The following is a 15,813-nucleotide window of genomic DNA, read 5'->3' on the forward strand; positions in this document are numbered from 1 at the left end:
GGCAGGTACCATCCAGCATGTTGATTTAGCTATAAAAGGCAAAGAAAATGAATTGTTGACAGTAGAAGAACAAATGGAACAGGTCCTGGATAACATAAAATCTAATCAGAGCCGAAGCAGGAGAAATAATAATAATGCTCAAAGAGAGGCAAAAGCAAGAGCTCAGAAGGCTGCAAAAAGGAAAGCGGATTTAAAGAAGCATTATGAAAAACAAGAGGAATATCGAAAAATGGTGAAGGAATGGCACGAGAGCAAACCTAATCAAAATTTACTTAACTAGGATTAACTTTGGTACTGTTTTGGTACCAAAAATTCAAGCCCTTCGAGGATTTTCTTCGGAGGGCTTTTCTTATAATCAAGGATTAGCTATTATATTAGAGAAAGGAGAGGGCTTATTATGAATGAAAATATTATAAAACGAAACCAACTGCTGGCACAGAAGGTTATTAAGGGACTTGAGTCAAGAAACATGAAGGGCTATTATGCTGCCGATAAGGAAGAGGCATTACAGATTGCCCTCGAGCTCATCCCTGAAAAATCATCAATCAGTATGGGTGGGGCTATGTCTGCCCATGAAATCGGGTTGGTAGATGCTTTAAAAAGTGGTAACTATAATTTTATTGATAGAGATGCAACAGAAGATAAAAGGGCAGCAATGCTTGCCGCTTATGATGCGGACTATTTCCTGACAAGTGCAAATGCTATGACTGAAGATGGTGTAATGGTAAACATCGATGGTAATTCAAACCGTGTATCGGCAATAGCTCAGGGCCCAAAGCATGTTCTAGTTATTGTCGGAATGAATAAAATCTGCGATGATGTGGATGGAGCTATGAAGCGAGCAAGAAATGTGGCAGCACCAATTAATGCTCAGCGCTTTGATTTAAATACACCTTGCGCAAAAACAGGTTCATGCATGAATTGTAAGTCCCCTGACACTATTTGCTGTCAGTTTTTAATAACACGCTATTCTCGCCATACTGATAGAATTCATGTAATTTTGGTTAATGATAATTTGGGATTTTAGATAATTCTATATAAATGATATAAGTACATATATCACATACAAGGCCTTCGAGGATTTCTTCGGAGGTCTTTCTTAAATTGACAATAAATAGTACGTGTGGTATATTCCAGAGGTCAAACCAGAAGATTTTGATGACTCTGTATTCAATGAATATGAGAAGGCTAATTTACAAATATTATCTGGATTGGATAACATTTAAATAATTGCGTAGGGGGAAATATGATAACAATATTTAATAGAAAAAAGCTGTTAGAAGACACATCTCCATTAGAGCTGGCAAGAGTAACTGAGGAATTGAAAAAGAATAAAATAAAATACGAAGTAATCACAAAACGCAACCAGTCTAGCATGGGTATGGCATTGCATACTTCAATGGTATCCAGTGCTGCCAATGGTGGATTTTCTTCACATGAAGCATTAGAAAATATGGTGTATATATACAAAGTTTATGTTAATAAGAAAGATTACGAGAAGGCGAAGTCTATTATATAGGCATCTTTAAGACTAAAATATTCATATAAGGACTTTCTCGCATATTTGTTTGAGAGGAAGGAGAGTAGATTCTTGGGTAGAAAAAATACTATCATTATCATAATAGCATTTGCTATATTAGCCTGTTTGATTGGAATACTTATTTATTCAAAAACTAAAATAAAGTTTTATGATGATTCATACAAAAGAGAATATACATATTCAGGTGTATTTAAAACCTTTGCTACCGAATATAATGGAGGAAACTATATATTTGAAAGTACTATATTAGATAAAAAAGAAGCCACATCCCTAGTAAAAGCTTTTGATGAATCTCGTAAGCAGATTATTAAATCATCTAATAAAGTAACGCAAGAAAAAATAAATGTATATGTAGTGCATGATAACAGATTAGTGGGACCAGTCATAGAAAATGATGCATTATTTCTTCCTCAAAAGTATTTAGATGAATACGACTACAGATACTGGCTTGTTCAATTGATGCTTTCAAAAGGGCATTGTAGAGCTACATTCGATGAATATAAGACTATTTTCAATCTGAAAGACATAGATTACCCAAGACAATTTTCAACTGAGGGGTTAAGCAAGGAACAGCTGAAAATTCTAGATGAAACTGAGCTATTTGTTGATGGTAATAATAATTATATATTCAAAGGTGATGGGACAAAATTTATTATAAATAGAAGCAAGTTAGATGATGATACTTGTGGAAAGATGATGGATTTAATCCAAGCTGAAGCTACTACAAAGAAGAATTTGAAGAAACTATTAGAAGAAGTAAGTATAGAAAAATCAATGTATGGAGGAGATGTTGACGACATTACCTATCACATCGAAAATAAAGGAGGAAGAAGCTACGCAAGCACAAATGATGCTGGAAAAATAGAAATCACATTAAATGATTTGACTGTTCGTACTCTTGAACATGAATTGATGCATGGCTTTTTTGCTGAGTATTCAGATCCTAATAAGTATTGGATTGAAGAGGGATTTTGCGAGTATGTTGGTTATATACTATACCCAGAAGAGCAGATGGTAGAGTACATAAAGCAATTTGCAGTTGATGATTCATACGACCAGGGAGATTTTAAACATTATTTACAGTCAAAAAAATATGATGATAATGGTATCGTAAAATTATATTATGATTACGTTGTAAATCGATTGTATCAAAGGAAAGATGTTTCCGATTATCCAAAGCTAAAAGAAAAGCTGTCAATCAACTTTGGAGCTAATGAACAATCAAATTATTATGGCATAGATTTATCATACACAGAAGCCATGAGCTTTACAGCTTATCTACTAGATTTGAAAGACCTTGAAGGACTATTTGATTTTATATATTCTGATAAGTCTTATGAAGAATTTTTCGGAAAGTCCTATGTTGAATTGGAAAATAGCTGGAAGCAGAGCGTAAGTGAGTAGATAAAAAGATCAAGTATACTTGTAGATGAGGAGAATATATCATGAAGCTTAGAAACATTCTTATAGTTGTAAAAGATATAGAAAAATCAAAGCAGTTTTATCACGATCTTTTCGGTTTGGATATGCTGCTAGACAACGACGGTAACATGATATTAACAGAGGGGCTTGTTTTACAGGATGAGGCTATTTGGAGAAAGTTTCTTGATAGAGATATCATTCACGAGAACAATGCTACTGAACTGTATTTTGAAGAGCGAAATATAGAAGAATTTGTAGAAAAGCTTGAGAGACTTTATCCGGATATTAAGTATGTAAATAGATTGATGACTCATTCCTGGGGGCAAAAGGTTGTACGTTTTTACGATTTAGATGGTAATTTAATTGAAGTTGGGACACCTATGAGCTAGAATACTTTTATGGATTCAATAGATTATTAAAGGTGAAGCAATGAAAAAGACTATGATTAGAAAGTTAATATACGTTATCACATGTCTTTTTTTGTTGTGCAATTTTTTCTGTTTAAGTAATGGTGAGCAGAGTGCATCAAACGCATTTAGCTATGATGATAGACCTTCAATCACTATCAATGTGCCTAATGGGGCGCAGATGGAGATTAAGAATGAAAAAAGCGCCAGCACTGATGTCACCTATGCCGCGACAAAAACAAGCCAGATAAAAACAATCTCTAATGTAAGATTCATCTTGCTGGCATTCTTTTTATTAATAGCAGGATGTTTGTATTCTCTTAGAAATTCTAATATATCAATATCTGAATTGATGTATTCTAGAACTTTCATTATCAAATTTATCCACGATAAGGATGGGCCAAAGCGCCGCTAAATTCAATTACTATATTTCAGCTTATGCAAAATCTGCATAGGTTTATTTTGCGTGGAAAGGATTTTATAAAATGATTGAAAATATATTAATTGGAGTTTTTGCTGTAATTATCTTAGGAGGCGCAGTTGCAGCCTGGTGGATTGAAAATGGTCCAGAGAAAAAGGATAAGAATGAGGGGGATAAGTAAATATTAGATGAATTTTACCTACATAAAGTAATATTTGAAAAAAAGGAGGTATGTACAGATTGTTATTCAACATATTAATTTTGATACTTGGATTTATCGCACTTGTTAAGGGTGCAGATTGGTTTGTACTGGGAAGCTCGGATGTTGCAAAAAATCTAAAAGTGCCTTCTCTTATCATCGGACTTACAATAGTGGCCTTTGGAACCAGTGCACCTGAGCTTGCAGTAAGCTTGACAGCAGCTATAGAAGGCGCAAATGAAATATCAGTTAGTAATGTGGTAGGTTCCAATATATTTAATATATTAATTGTTTTGGGAGTATGTTCCACAATTAAACCACTGACTGTAGATAAAAAGATACTAAAGCGAGATATGCCAATATCTTTAGTAATCACAGTATTTACCTTATTTGCATGCATCAATTACGCTGTCCTTGGTAAAATAGATTTTCAAGGCTTTGATGTAAATGAAAATGTGGGCATGGTACATAGATGGATAGGCATAGTGCTTTTACTTGGATTTTCGGCTTACATATATTTGCTTGTAAGAGCTGGAAAAAATGGCAATGCTGACGATGAAAACACAGATAGCCTGCCTATGATAAAATGTATCGGACTTATAATAATAGGATTAGCACTGATTATTGCCGGAGGAAAATTTGTAGTAGAAAGTGCTAAAGAATTGGCAAGAATGGCAGGAATGACTGAGACACTAATAGGTGTGACCATAGTAGCCGCTGGTACTTCACTGCCGGAATTAGTTACATCTATTGTTGCAGCCAGAAAAGGAGAAACAGGTCTTGCCATAGGAAATGTGGTTGGCTCAAACATCTTTAACCTGCTATTTATCCTAGGCATATCAGGAACAATTAGCCCAATGGCTGTGAACCTTGCAACCATAACTGATTTTGTAATATTTATATTGTGCAGCATCCTAACATACATATTCTCAAGAACATCTGAAAAAATCGTTAGATGGGAAGGGTTAACAATGGTGATGCTTTACATAGCTTACGTAGGATATGCAATATTAAGGCACTAACAGGATATTTCTTAACTTACTGAATTTATGTTAAAATCGATTTAGGTAAGCGTGTTGATAAATGAGGAAAAGAATATGCATATAGAAAAACTGAAATGCTACATAGATTTATATGAATGTCGAAATTTCACGGAAACTGCAAAGAAGAATTTTATTTCTCAGGCTGCCTTGAGTCAGTTTATAAGCTCCCTGGAGAAGCAGTTTGGGCTACAGTTTTTTGATAGAAATGTTACGCCCATTCAGCCAACATCGGCGGGGACCACATTCTATGAGGAAAGCAAAATCCTTTATCAGCAGTATCTTATAGCAGTAGAGAGGATGGCTCGTGAAAAAGAGGATTCCATGCCACCTCTAAGAATTGCATATTCTTCTCCTGTAGATATACAGACCTTAATTACAATCATCCCAACCTTTAAGGAGAAATATCCTGATGTGGAGCTGCAGCTTAACAAGATTAATCTAGGTGAGGCGGCAGATTACATTAATAAGAGCTTATGTGATGTTGTAGTTTCTTTTTCTACAGAATTTATCGAAGAGGAAAACATCAAATACAAAATATTAAAAGAAGGCGAGTATTTAGCGATTGTTGGAAAAGGCCATGATTTATTTGATAAAGATGCAATTGCGATCAAGGAGCTTTACCAATATCCGCTTATAATGCTTAGCAAAGAAGTAATTGGTAGCATGTACGATAAAATGATAGAGAGAGCTAGAAGTGAGGGGTGCGAGCCGATTATAGAAAAGACTGTAGATAACGTGGAAACAGAGATGTTTTCTATAATTACAGAAGGCTTCATTGGGTTTTGCCCAGAAAGCCAAAGCCTAGCAGAATATGGAGATGACATCAGGCTAATAGAGCTGGAAGATAGCCCTCATAGATATATCGTGGCTGCTGGCTATTCAAAAACGAATACTAACAGGACACTGAAGGAATTCTTGAAGTTTATTTCTTAATAGCAACCAATGGCGGACACACTAGTTAGGATAAGTTTTTGTTATAACCTATTGTTTTTTTGAATTGGACGTTTGATAAAAATTTAACTATCATGGATATAGTTAAAAGATTAACAATTGGTTTAATCAAAAAGGAGGAAAACATGGGAAAATTATTATTAACAGGTGTTGACGGAAATTTAGGTTCAGAGGCAGCAAGAGTTCTCTTAACTCTTGCAAACAAGGAAGATCTTATTTTTGTGGGTTATAGTAAAGAGGCTCTTGATAAGTTTGCTGCACAGGGTGTTGAGACACGCCAGGCTAACTTCAACGAATACGAAGGTTTGGAGGAAGCTTTCGCAGGAGCAGAAAGATTAGCACTTATCTCTATGCCATTCGTAGGTGCAAAGAGACAGAACGCTCAGAAGAATGTTGTTGATGCAGCAAAGGCTGCAGGCGTTAAGCAGATTATTTACACATCACTTGTAAACGCTGGTGATGAGACAAACCCTTCAGTAGAGAAGAAGGACCACATCTATACAGAGAACTATATCAAGGAAGTTGGACTTGATCATATCTTCCTTCGCAATTCACAGTATGCAGAAGCTATGATTACAAACTACTTCACATACGTAAAGGGTGATGGAGTTTTAAAGAACAGCCAGGGCGATGGTAAGATGGCTTACATCTCTAGAAAGGATTGCGCTAAGGCAGTTGCTTACGCTCTTTACAGAGGTGCTGAATACGACCACGCAACACTTGATATTAACGGACCAGAGCTTATGACAATTACAGAGTTTATCGAGATTGGAAACAAGGCTACTGGAAACCATGTTACATACAAGGAGCTCACAGACGAGGAGAACTACCAGGTATTTGATGCTATGGGTGTTCCAAGAACAACTGATGGTGTATTCAAGAAGGGTTCTGAGGCACCATTCTCATCAGATGGTATGGTTACATTTGCTCAGGCTATCCGAGAGGGTAAGATGGATACATTCACAGATGATTTCAAGAAGCTTACAGGTTCTGACCCAATGACAGTTCAGTACATGTTTGAACACAGCGATGACTTCCAGATTGGTGAACGTCACTCTAAGGATGCATAAATTTATATTTAAACTATTTACAAGCTCTTCGAGGATTCCCTCGAAGGGCTTTTTTTTATAGTGAAGATTAGATATGATATAAAGAAATAAGCGTTTCTCATTTTGTGTCCTGTCCCTAAAAGCACAATAATGATAGACTCCAAAGAAAAAAGGGAGAGAAAAAATGGACCAAATAAAGATTGGAAAGTTCCTTAGGGAGCTAAGAAATGAAAAGGGAATAACTCAGGAAAAGCTTGGTGAGATTTTAGGAGTAGCAGGAAGAACTGTTTCTAGATGGGAGACTGGATTTAATCTTCCAGATATATCGCTGCTTGTAATGCTTGCGGATTTTTATGATGTTGATGTCAGAGAGATAATAGATGGTGAGCGTAAAAAAGAGCTTTCAGATAATGAAAAGACAGTGACAGAAGCAATGGCAGATTACGCTAATAATGAAAAAAGCAAAACGCTTAGCATTGTCCGCTTGGTAGGAATAATAGGTACGATTTTAATGCTGATAGAGTTTATCATGCAGTGCAAAACCTATGAAGTAACAGTTTTTAATACTGTTTCACTTGTAGTATCATTGGCTGCTTTCTTGTCGATGTTTCATTTGACTCTTTATGTAAACGGCCTGTTAGAGCAAATAGTTAAAAATAAAACTGTCACAAACACAATTAAGATAGGGGCGCTGATTATTGTTTTTATATTTATCCGATATGCAGTTATGATCTTTCTGATGCTTATATATATTGTCATCAGCATATTTGATGAAGCATACAAGCCAGTTAGTGGAATAGAAAATTATGATAAAACAGAGCTTGTCAGTGAAAATCATAGTGATTTGGATTCATATTTCAAGGTATTTCCAGATGATACAGCTAACATGGTAGAAGCAACTTATGTTTCAAAGCTTCCTTCCAATTTAGTTGGGACTACTGGGTATACAATTTTGGAGGCGACATATTCTAAAGATGATTATGATGAGGAGCTTGCGCGTCTTTCAAATATATCTCTTACTATAGAAAATGGTCGTGTAGATAGCGATGAAAAGATAACTCAGGATATCATGTATGATGAAAGTATGTACGCATATCCTGCTTATATTGCAGTAGATGGTAATTGTGGGACCTACGAATATGCACTTTTGGATGAAAGTGAGTGCAAGATTATTTATGTACTTGTTAAATACATTTCTGAAACAGATATAGAAGAAATAAATGCAATGGGGAATTATCTTAAAGCGGATACATCGGAATACGAAGAATCAGGTATTGAGACTTGGAAAAAGTTTTCAATTTATTCATATCAATTTCCGGGTGCTAAGGAATTGAGTGAATATGAAGAATAGTTTTGTAGGTAGTTAATTGGCTTAAACAAAGGGGGAACTATGGGATTTAGAATTGAGCATGATTCAATGGGAGAAATCAAAGTCGCAGATGAGCATTTGTGGGGAGCGCAGACACAGCGTTCCCTAGAAAATTTTGCCATAGGAACGGAAACTATTCCGACGGAAGTGATTAATGCTTTTGCAGCGCTAAAATCGGCAGCAGCGAAAGCTAACGAGAAACTGGGAAAGCTTGATGATGAGAGAGCCAGCGCAATAGCAAAAGCTTGTGAAGCTATTCTACAAGGCAAATACAATGATGAATTTCCGCTAAAGGTGTGGCAAACCGGCTCTGGCACACAGTCCAACATGAATGTGAATGAGGTGATTGCTCATATCGTAAAAGCCAATCAGCCTGAAATTACAATTCATCCTAACGACCATGTGAACATGTCGCAGTCTTCTAATGATACATTTCCTACGGCTATGAATATGGCAGCGGTAATAATGATTCAAGAGAAGCTGATACCAGCGATAGATGAGTTAATCAAGACCATGAAGCGCCTTGAGGATGAGAACTATGATGTTATTAAAATCGGCCGCACCCATCTGCAGGATGCAGTGCCACTTAGATTCAGCCAGGAAATATCAGGCTGGCGTGGAATGCTAGAGGAATCAAGGACACAGATTATCGAAGCATCAAACCATCTACGCAAAATCGCCATAGGCGGAACAGCTGTAGGAACTGGACTTAACTGTCCAAAAGGATTTGATAAGATGTGCTGCGAAGAAATAACAAGGCTTACAAACCAAACCTTTGAGCCAAGCACTAACAAATTCCACGCCCTCACATCAAAGGATGGATATGTGTACACCAGTGGTGCTCTGAAAGGGCTGGCTGCAAATCTTATGAAGATTGCAAACGATATTAGATGGCTTGCAAATGGTCCACGTTGTGGCTTAGGGGAAATCACTATTCCAGAAAATGAGCCGGGAAGTTCTATCATGCCAGGCAAGGTTAATCCTACGCAGTGCGAGGCTATTACCATGATAGCAATTCAGATTATGGGAAATGACACCACAATAGGTATCGGCGCATCCCAGGGAAATTTTGAGCTGAATGTATTCATGCCAGTACTTGCCTACAACATGATTCAGTCAATCAGACTGCTTGCAGATGGCATCAATTCCTTCAACAAAAACTGTGTATCGGGCATTAAGGCAAAAAGGGAAAAGATGGAGAGCAACTTGAATAATTCACTCATGCTTGTCACTTGCCTGAGCCCAGTTATCGGTTATGAAAATGCAGCAGCATGTGCCCACAAGGCATACGTGGAGGGCAAGACATTAAAAGAGGCAGTTCTTGAGCTGGGATTTTTGTCTGAGAAGGAGTATGATGAGACAGTAAGACCAGAGAAGATGATTTAGAATGTTGGCGAGCAGATTTACGAAAGTAAATCTCGCAGTCAACTAAAGAATAGTAAAGAATAATTAACATATATTAGGAGAATAATCATGGCAGATGTATCAAAGGAATCAATGAAACTTCATTATGATTTAAAGGGAAAGCTAGAGATTAAATCAAGAGCCAAGGTAGATAGCTCAGAAGCCTTAGCCCTTGCATATACACCAGGTGTTGCAGAGGCCTGCAAGGAGATTCAAAAGGACCCTGAAAAGGGCTGGGAGCTGACACGTCGCTGGAACACAGTAGCTGTTGTTACTGATGGAACAGCTATACTGGGACTTGGCGATATTGGCCCAGAGGCAGGAATGCCTGTAATGGAAGGCAAATGCGTCCTCTTCAAAGAGTTTGGAGATGTTGATGCAATCCCACTTTGCATTCGTTCTAAAGATGTGGATACTATCGTAAATACGATATCACTTTTGGCAGGTTCTTTTGGTGGAATTAACTTAGAGGATATTGCAGCGCCACGTTGCTTTGAAATAGAAAAGAGGCTAAAGGAAAAGTGCGATATCCTTGTATTTCATGATGATCAGCATGGTACAGCTGTTGTAGTTGCGGCAGCCTTAATTAACGCACTTAAGGTAACCGGCAAGAAGATGGGACAGGTTAAGATAGTCATCAACGGCGCAGGTGCAGCAGGCTGTGCCATCGGAAAGCTTCTTGTCACAATGGGCTTTGGAAATGTTGTGCTTTGCGACATCAATGGAATCATCTGTGAGGGTGATGAAGGATTGAACCCAGGACAGGAAGAAATGTCTCACATCACAAATAACAATCGTGAGCACGGAAATTTAGCAGATGCTATGAAGGGCGCAGATGTATTTATTGGTGTATCCAGAGCTGGCCTTGTTTCTAAGGAAATGGTTGCCAGCATGAATAACGGAATCGTTTTTGCTATGGCAAACCCAGTGCCTGAGATTATGCCAGAGGACAGCAAGGCTGCAGGTGCAGCAGTAGTAGGCTCAGGTCGTTCCGATTTTCCAAATCAGATTAATAATGTGCTGGTATTCCCTGGAATCTTCCGCGGAGCATTAGATGTTAGAGCAACAGATATTAATGATGCCATGAAGGAGGCTGCGGCTTATGCTATTGCAGGTCTTGTTTCTGACGATGAGCTTAGCCCTGAGTACGTTATTCCAAAGGCGTTCGACCCTAGGGTAAAGGATGCGGTAGCAAACGCTACAGCCGAAGCTGCAAGACGCACAGGAGTAGCAAGAATATAAACTATCTGTACAGCTTTCGATAATCCCTTGGTGAATAACCTGTTATTTCATGGAAGGCCTTGTTGAAAGCTGTGGTTGATTGAAAGCCTGCAAGAAATGCGCAGTCAGTTATAGATATAGATTTGTCCATAAGAAGCTTTGCAGCAGCCTGCACTCTGATGTTTGATAGATATGCAGGAAAGGACATATTCATGTATCTTTTAAAAAGCTTAGACAGATAAAAGGTGCTTAAGCCCACATGGTCAGCAACATCCTTTTGGCTGATATCATCGGCGGAATTTTCGATGATATAGGTGCAGGCAGCCTGAATATAGTTCCAGCCTGCGTCAGGGGCACTTTCATCATTTAAGTTGTAATTAATATTGGCAAGAACATGCTCGCTTATCTTAATAAGAATATTGTAGATACATAGCTTACATCTGGTTTCGGCAAGGGAATCAGAGGAGCTATGTATTTTTTTAATTTCAAATATAGAATCTGAAATATAGCTGGTAAGCTCAGGATAATCCTTAGCAGAGATATGCTTGCAGTTGTGCAAAAACCTGGAAAGGGATACCAAATCCAGATTGTTTTCTATAATAACAGCTGAAAACTGTATAAACATTGCCCCATTTTTGAGCATAGAAACAGTCTCATGGATTTGTTGAGGCCATGCCAATAGCACATCTCCTTTTTCTAATTCAAAAACTTCATCGTTAATTTTGTAGACGCACCCATCCTTAAGAGCCACAGTAAACTCAGCAGCATTGTGCCAATGGGCATGATAAGTGCCTGGGGCAGTGACATCTGTAACATTAACAGAGGATACTGTATCAAATTTGATAAATTCTTTTCCAAAGCTTTCCATAGATTTATGATAACAAAAAATGGGCAAAACACAACAAATATGAAATTCTATTTATAAAAAACAGGGCGTAAAATGACAATTGCTTAGAAATAAAAGTTAGAGGTGTGGATATGAGCGCAAAGACAAATGCAAAAAGTGGACAAAGAGATTTTACAAAGGGCAGTCCAGTGAAGCTGATATTGGCTTTCTACTGGCCACTACTGCTTACAAGTATGCTGCAGCAGGTCTATAATTTCGTAGACACCTTAATAGTAGGTAAGGGCCTTGGTGATAATGCCCTTGCAGCAGTTGGTAATATGGGCTCATTATTCTTTTTGATAGTAGGATTTTCATTTGGATTAGCTAATGGATTCGCCGTGCTTGTAGCCCAAAGCTACGGGGCAAAGAATATCGAGCAGCTTCGTCATCGCCTTGCAGCTACAATAGTTTTAGGCTTTATCCTGGCACTTAGTCTGTCTGTTATCAGTGTAGTATTTCTGCCAACATTGCTTGAATTTATGCAGACAGACACACTTATCATGGGCGATAGTTTGACATACGGTTATATATTATTTGGTGGTTTATCAGTAGGTATCTGTTACAATATCGCGGGCTCAATCCTGAGAGCATTCGGAGATAGCCAGACACCACTCAGGGCAATCATCGTATCTTCAATTGTTAATTTGGCTTTGGATAGCCTATTTATCCTTGTACTTAAAACAGGTGTTGAGGGAGCAGCCATTGCAACACTCATTGCCCAGGTGATTTCGGTGTTAATTTGCATTAATCGTCTTAGGGCAATACCAGAAATCAAAATGCAAAGAGAGCATTTTAAAAATACAATGGGTGTATATTTAGAACTACTGAAGAATGGCCTTCCAATGGCATTTATGAATTCTATCACCGCAGTAGGATGCATGGTTGTTCAAGGCTTTGTTAATAGCTATGGTGTGGTTTACACAGCAGCTTATGCAGCATGTGGCAAATACAATAATCTGTTTATGAATCCAGCTGCCACAGCAGGAAGCGCAATGACATCCTACACCAGCCAAAACTACGGCGCAGGTGAATACGGAAGAATCAAGGAAGGCCTTAAGGTGTGCATGGGAATATCTGTTGTATCCTATATCCTTCTAGGCTCACTTATGGTGTTCTTTCCTGCACAGCTGGGCGGATTCCTGCTGTCAGGAAAGGACCAGATAGATTTGGTGTGCCAGTACCTACCTAGATGCGGCGTGATGATTATAGCTGTAGATGTACTTTTTGTAGTAAGAGCTACTGTACAAGGTATGGGAAAGCCTATGCTTCCAATGATTTCTGGTATTTTGGAAATGGTTTTACGAACCTTTACTGTATCGTTCTTCATAGGAAGGATTGGCTTCCCTGCCACAGCCTACGCTGAAATAAGCGCTTGGGTTGGAGCGTTGATTGTAAATGTGGTAGCACTTTATTTAGCGTTATATCCTTTGTTATATGGGAAAAGGAAAATTGTGATTACTAGATGCTAGAGAATTGTTTTGCTCTGTATGCACCAGAGAATTGTGGCGTTAAAACATCTGCAACTAGTAAGCTTGCAATAGTATCAGATGGAAAATTACTTCCTAGGATAATTTATTAGAACTAGGTAGTAGTGTTTTTGAAAGAATTTACTATCTATGGGAGATTCCATGTTGTAGATAGTAGTGATTCCAGAGTAAACTACTACCTAGGGATTATTATCAGCTATAGATAGTAATGAGCCAGTATGAGATTACTATCTGTAGTTTATTTGATGCTGTAGATAGTAATTAGCCTAAAAAAGTATACTACCTAAGGCTTATTTTTGTTGTAAGATAGTAGTTAATTGATTTTTCACTACTACCTATGATGAAATTATAATTGTAGATAGTAAAGTATGACTTCTTGTGGGCTACTTAAGGAAAAAGCCCACAAGAACTTGGCTTCGCCAAGCAATATTTTCTTTCAGAAAATATTGGTCTATGTCCGGTTCTTGTTTTTCTGATGAAAAACAAAAACCTATCCCAACTGCATTGTCAGTCTAAGTGATATTCACACTGAAATGGAATAGATTAGTTAGGCAGGAGGAGGAATGAAAGCATACTATCATTTACCAGGCTTGTTTGAGTTTTACGAATTTTATAAGATGCTGTTACCGCTATTTAGGAATCATCGTGAGTATTTTTACGACTGGTGCGAGATTGGCTCCATCTACGGTGCACCGGCAGATTGTCTGTGGGGCGGAGGCCGTGTAGGCTTTGGCGATGAGCAGGCTACTGATGTAATAAGGCTGATGAAGGAATATGATATTTCGGCCAGACTTACCTTTAGCAATTCATTAATCAGAGAAGAACATTTGACAGATAAAAAATGTAATCGATTGTGTGAGTTGTTTGAAAAGACAGGAGGGGGCAAAAATGGAGTGATAATCCATTCTGATCTTCTCTTAGATTATATTAAGAAAAATTATCCCGAGTTCTATTTTGTATCTTCTACTACAAAGGTGCTTACAGATTTTGATGATTTAAAGGCAGAGCTTGATAGGGATGATTTTGAATATGTTGTACCGGATTTTCGACTGAACAAAAAGCTAGAGCAATTGAATGAACTGCCCCAGTCAAAAAAGGATAAGGTGGAATTCTTATGTAACGAGTGCTGCTCATTTGGTTGCACTGACAGAAAAGAATGCTATGAGAATGTTAGCAGAAAGAGCCTTGGAGAAGATTGTAAGGATCACATCTGCACATCCCCACAGGCATCTAGAGGCTATCGATTTTCAGATGCCATGAATAATCCAGGGTTTATCAGTGTGGATGACATACAAAACATCTATATGCCTGCAGGATTTTCTAATTTCAAAATAGAGGGCAGAAGCTTGGGAAGTGCAATAGTACTGGAATTTATCCTATATTATATGGTAAAGTCAGAGTATCAGCTTAGAGTTAGAGAAGAAATCTACTTAGATAGTTCATTAGATTTATTCTAATTATAATTCCAAGAGACTAAAGGCCTAGTGCGTTATTGCATTAGGTCTTTTTTAGTACTTATTGTTCACTTTGAGTTTGTTCACTTTGATTTATTAGTCTTTGATTTATTAGTTTGCTTACCTCATAGAGTTGAGATTTTGAGAAACGAAAATAAATTATCGTTTTACGATAAATTATTGTTGTAAAACATAAATAAAAGTGTTATAACAATATCAGATATATAAAGAATGATTTTGGAGGCTGAAATGAACAATAAATTAAATCTATTTGTAAATGGGATATTAGATATTTGTTTTTTAATAGGAGTTGCACTGGAATTGGCTACACCATTTGGTCTTAAATATGCAGTTAATATTGTGATTAAGTTCTTAGGTGAGACCACGGAATATGCCAGAATATTGGATCATTATGCATACGCAGTTGTTTCAATAATGCTTGTGGGTGGTTCAGCACTTCTTATTTTGTATGAGCTTAGAAAAATGATGAAGACAGTTATAAATGATGACTGCTTTGTTCAAGCAAATGTTACAAGTCTTGTACGCATGTCCATATATGCTTTTGTTATTACAGGGCTTAAGCTTTTAAGATGCTTTGTATATTTTACCCCAGCAGCATTGATAGTTGCAGGAGTATTCTTTTTCGCAGGGCTATTTAGTAAGGTGCTGTCATTAGTATTTGATAGAGCCGTTCAGTATAAATTGGAAAACGATTTAACCATATAGAAAGCTCAGGTGAAAATATGATTGTAATAAATTTGGATGTAATGATGGCAAAAAGAAAGGTGGGCTTGGCGGAGCTGGCAGGCAAGGTAGGAATCACAAATGCTAATCTTTCAATTCTAAAAAACAATAAGGCAAAGGCTGTAAGGCTTGAAACCTTAGATGCAATCTGCAAGGCACTTCAGTGTCAGCCAGGAGATATATTAGAATATGTAGATAATACGGAGGAAGAATAGT

Annotated in this window: 17 protein-coding genes; 16 read left to right on the forward strand and 1 reads right to left on the reverse strand. The window is 37.5% G+C overall.

The window, feature by feature from the left end; genetic code table 11:
• The 12 genes from IJ535_RS02725 to IJ535_RS02780 all read left to right on the forward strand — a co-directional run.
• On the forward strand, positions 1 to 280 hold a 280-nt coding region (locus IJ535_RS02725), incomplete at its 5' end, for a hypothetical protein (RefSeq protein ID WP_294298539.1).
• A 117-nt stretch (positions 281 to 397) separates the two neighbouring features.
• Entirely contained in the window at positions 398 to 1,027 is a 630-nt protein-coding gene (locus IJ535_RS02730) for a lactate utilization protein (protein ID WP_294298541.1), read from the forward strand.
• A 219-nt stretch (positions 1,028 to 1,246) separates the two neighbouring features.
• The gene (locus tag IJ535_RS02735; RefSeq protein WP_294298543.1) at positions 1,247 to 1,519 is read left to right on the forward strand and encodes a hypothetical protein; all 273 of its coding nucleotides are present in this window, start codon (positions 1,247 to 1,249) and stop codon (positions 1,517 to 1,519) included.
• Positions 1,520 to 1,591: 72 nt separating this feature from the next.
• Positions 1,592 to 2,944, forward strand: a complete 1,353-nt coding sequence (locus tag IJ535_RS02740) for a hypothetical protein (RefSeq protein ID WP_294298546.1) — start codon at positions 1,592 to 1,594, stop codon at positions 2,942 to 2,944.
• A gap of 41 nt (positions 2,945 to 2,985) precedes the next feature.
• A complete protein-coding gene (locus IJ535_RS02745) occupies positions 2,986 to 3,351 on the forward strand; it encodes a VOC family protein (RefSeq protein ID WP_294298550.1) in 366 nt (121 codons plus the stop codon).
• A gap of 52 nt (positions 3,352 to 3,403) precedes the next feature.
• A complete protein-coding gene (locus tag IJ535_RS02750) occupies positions 3,404 to 3,784 on the forward strand; it encodes a hypothetical protein (protein ID WP_294298553.1) in 381 nt (126 codons plus the stop codon).
• 237 nt (positions 3,785 to 4,021) lie between these two features.
• Positions 4,022 to 5,011, forward strand: a complete 990-nt coding sequence (locus IJ535_RS02755; protein WP_294298556.1) for a calcium/sodium antiporter — start codon at positions 4,022 to 4,024, stop codon at positions 5,009 to 5,011.
• Between the two features lie 75 nt (positions 5,012 to 5,086).
• Positions 5,087 to 5,965 (forward strand): LysR family transcriptional regulator, encoded by an 879-nt coding sequence (locus IJ535_RS02760; RefSeq protein WP_294298558.1) that lies wholly within the window; start codon positions 5,087 to 5,089, stop codon positions 5,963 to 5,965.
• Between the two features lie 143 nt (positions 5,966 to 6,108).
• Positions 6,109 to 7,053, forward strand: a complete 945-nt coding sequence (locus IJ535_RS02765; RefSeq protein WP_294295772.1) for an NmrA family NAD(P)-binding protein — start codon at positions 6,109 to 6,111, stop codon at positions 7,051 to 7,053.
• 163 nt (positions 7,054 to 7,216) lie between these two features.
• The gene (locus tag IJ535_RS02770) at positions 7,217 to 8,383 is read left to right on the forward strand and encodes a helix-turn-helix domain-containing protein (RefSeq protein WP_294298560.1); all 1,167 of its coding nucleotides are present in this window, start codon (positions 7,217 to 7,219) and stop codon (positions 8,381 to 8,383) included.
• A 39-nt stretch (positions 8,384 to 8,422) separates the two neighbouring features.
• Positions 8,423 to 9,787: a class II fumarate hydratase gene (gene fumC / locus IJ535_RS02775; protein WP_294298563.1), complete on the forward strand. Its 1,365-nt coding sequence runs from the start codon at positions 8,423 to 8,425 to the stop codon at positions 9,785 to 9,787.
• A gap of 87 nt (positions 9,788 to 9,874) precedes the next feature.
• Positions 9,875 to 11,047, forward strand: coding sequence for an NAD(P)-dependent malic enzyme (locus IJ535_RS02780; protein ID WP_294298565.1), 1,173 nt, complete (start codon positions 9,875 to 9,877; stop codon positions 11,045 to 11,047).
• A gap of 1 nt (position 11,048) precedes the next feature.
• Here IJ535_RS02780 and IJ535_RS02785 read toward each other — a convergent pair whose 3' ends face one another.
• Positions 11,049 to 11,894 carry an AraC family transcriptional regulator gene (locus IJ535_RS02785; protein ID WP_294298568.1) on the reverse strand — a complete coding sequence of 282 codons (846 nt, stop codon included), beginning with the start codon at positions 11,892 to 11,894 and terminating at the stop codon, positions 11,049 to 11,051.
• A gap of 110 nt (positions 11,895 to 12,004) precedes the next feature.
• On the opposite strand from IJ535_RS02785, the gene IJ535_RS02790 reads away from it, so the two are divergent.
• The 4 genes from IJ535_RS02790 (at position 12,005) to IJ535_RS02805 (ending at position 15,812) form a co-directional block, all read left to right on the forward strand.
• Positions 12,005 to 13,381, forward strand: coding sequence for an MATE family efflux transporter (locus IJ535_RS02790; RefSeq protein ID WP_294298571.1), 1,377 nt, complete (start codon positions 12,005 to 12,007; stop codon positions 13,379 to 13,381).
• A 581-nt stretch (positions 13,382 to 13,962) separates the two neighbouring features.
• On the forward strand, positions 13,963 to 14,856 hold the full coding sequence (locus IJ535_RS02795) for a hypothetical protein (RefSeq protein ID WP_294298574.1): 894 nt from the start codon (positions 13,963 to 13,965) through the stop codon (positions 14,854 to 14,856).
• Between the two features lie 246 nt (positions 14,857 to 15,102).
• The gene (locus IJ535_RS02800) at positions 15,103 to 15,579 is read left to right on the forward strand and encodes a DUF2975 domain-containing protein (RefSeq protein WP_294298577.1); all 477 of its coding nucleotides are present in this window, start codon (positions 15,103 to 15,105) and stop codon (positions 15,577 to 15,579) included.
• A gap of 17 nt (positions 15,580 to 15,596) precedes the next feature.
• Positions 15,597 to 15,812, forward strand: coding sequence for a helix-turn-helix domain-containing protein (locus tag IJ535_RS02805; protein WP_294298579.1), 216 nt, complete (start codon positions 15,597 to 15,599; stop codon positions 15,810 to 15,812).
• Position 15,813 lies beyond the last annotated feature (1 nt).

Source organism: Pseudobutyrivibrio sp., assembly GCF_017471675.1.
Classification (GTDB): Bacteria; Bacillota; Clostridia; order Lachnospirales; family Lachnospiraceae; genus Pseudobutyrivibrio.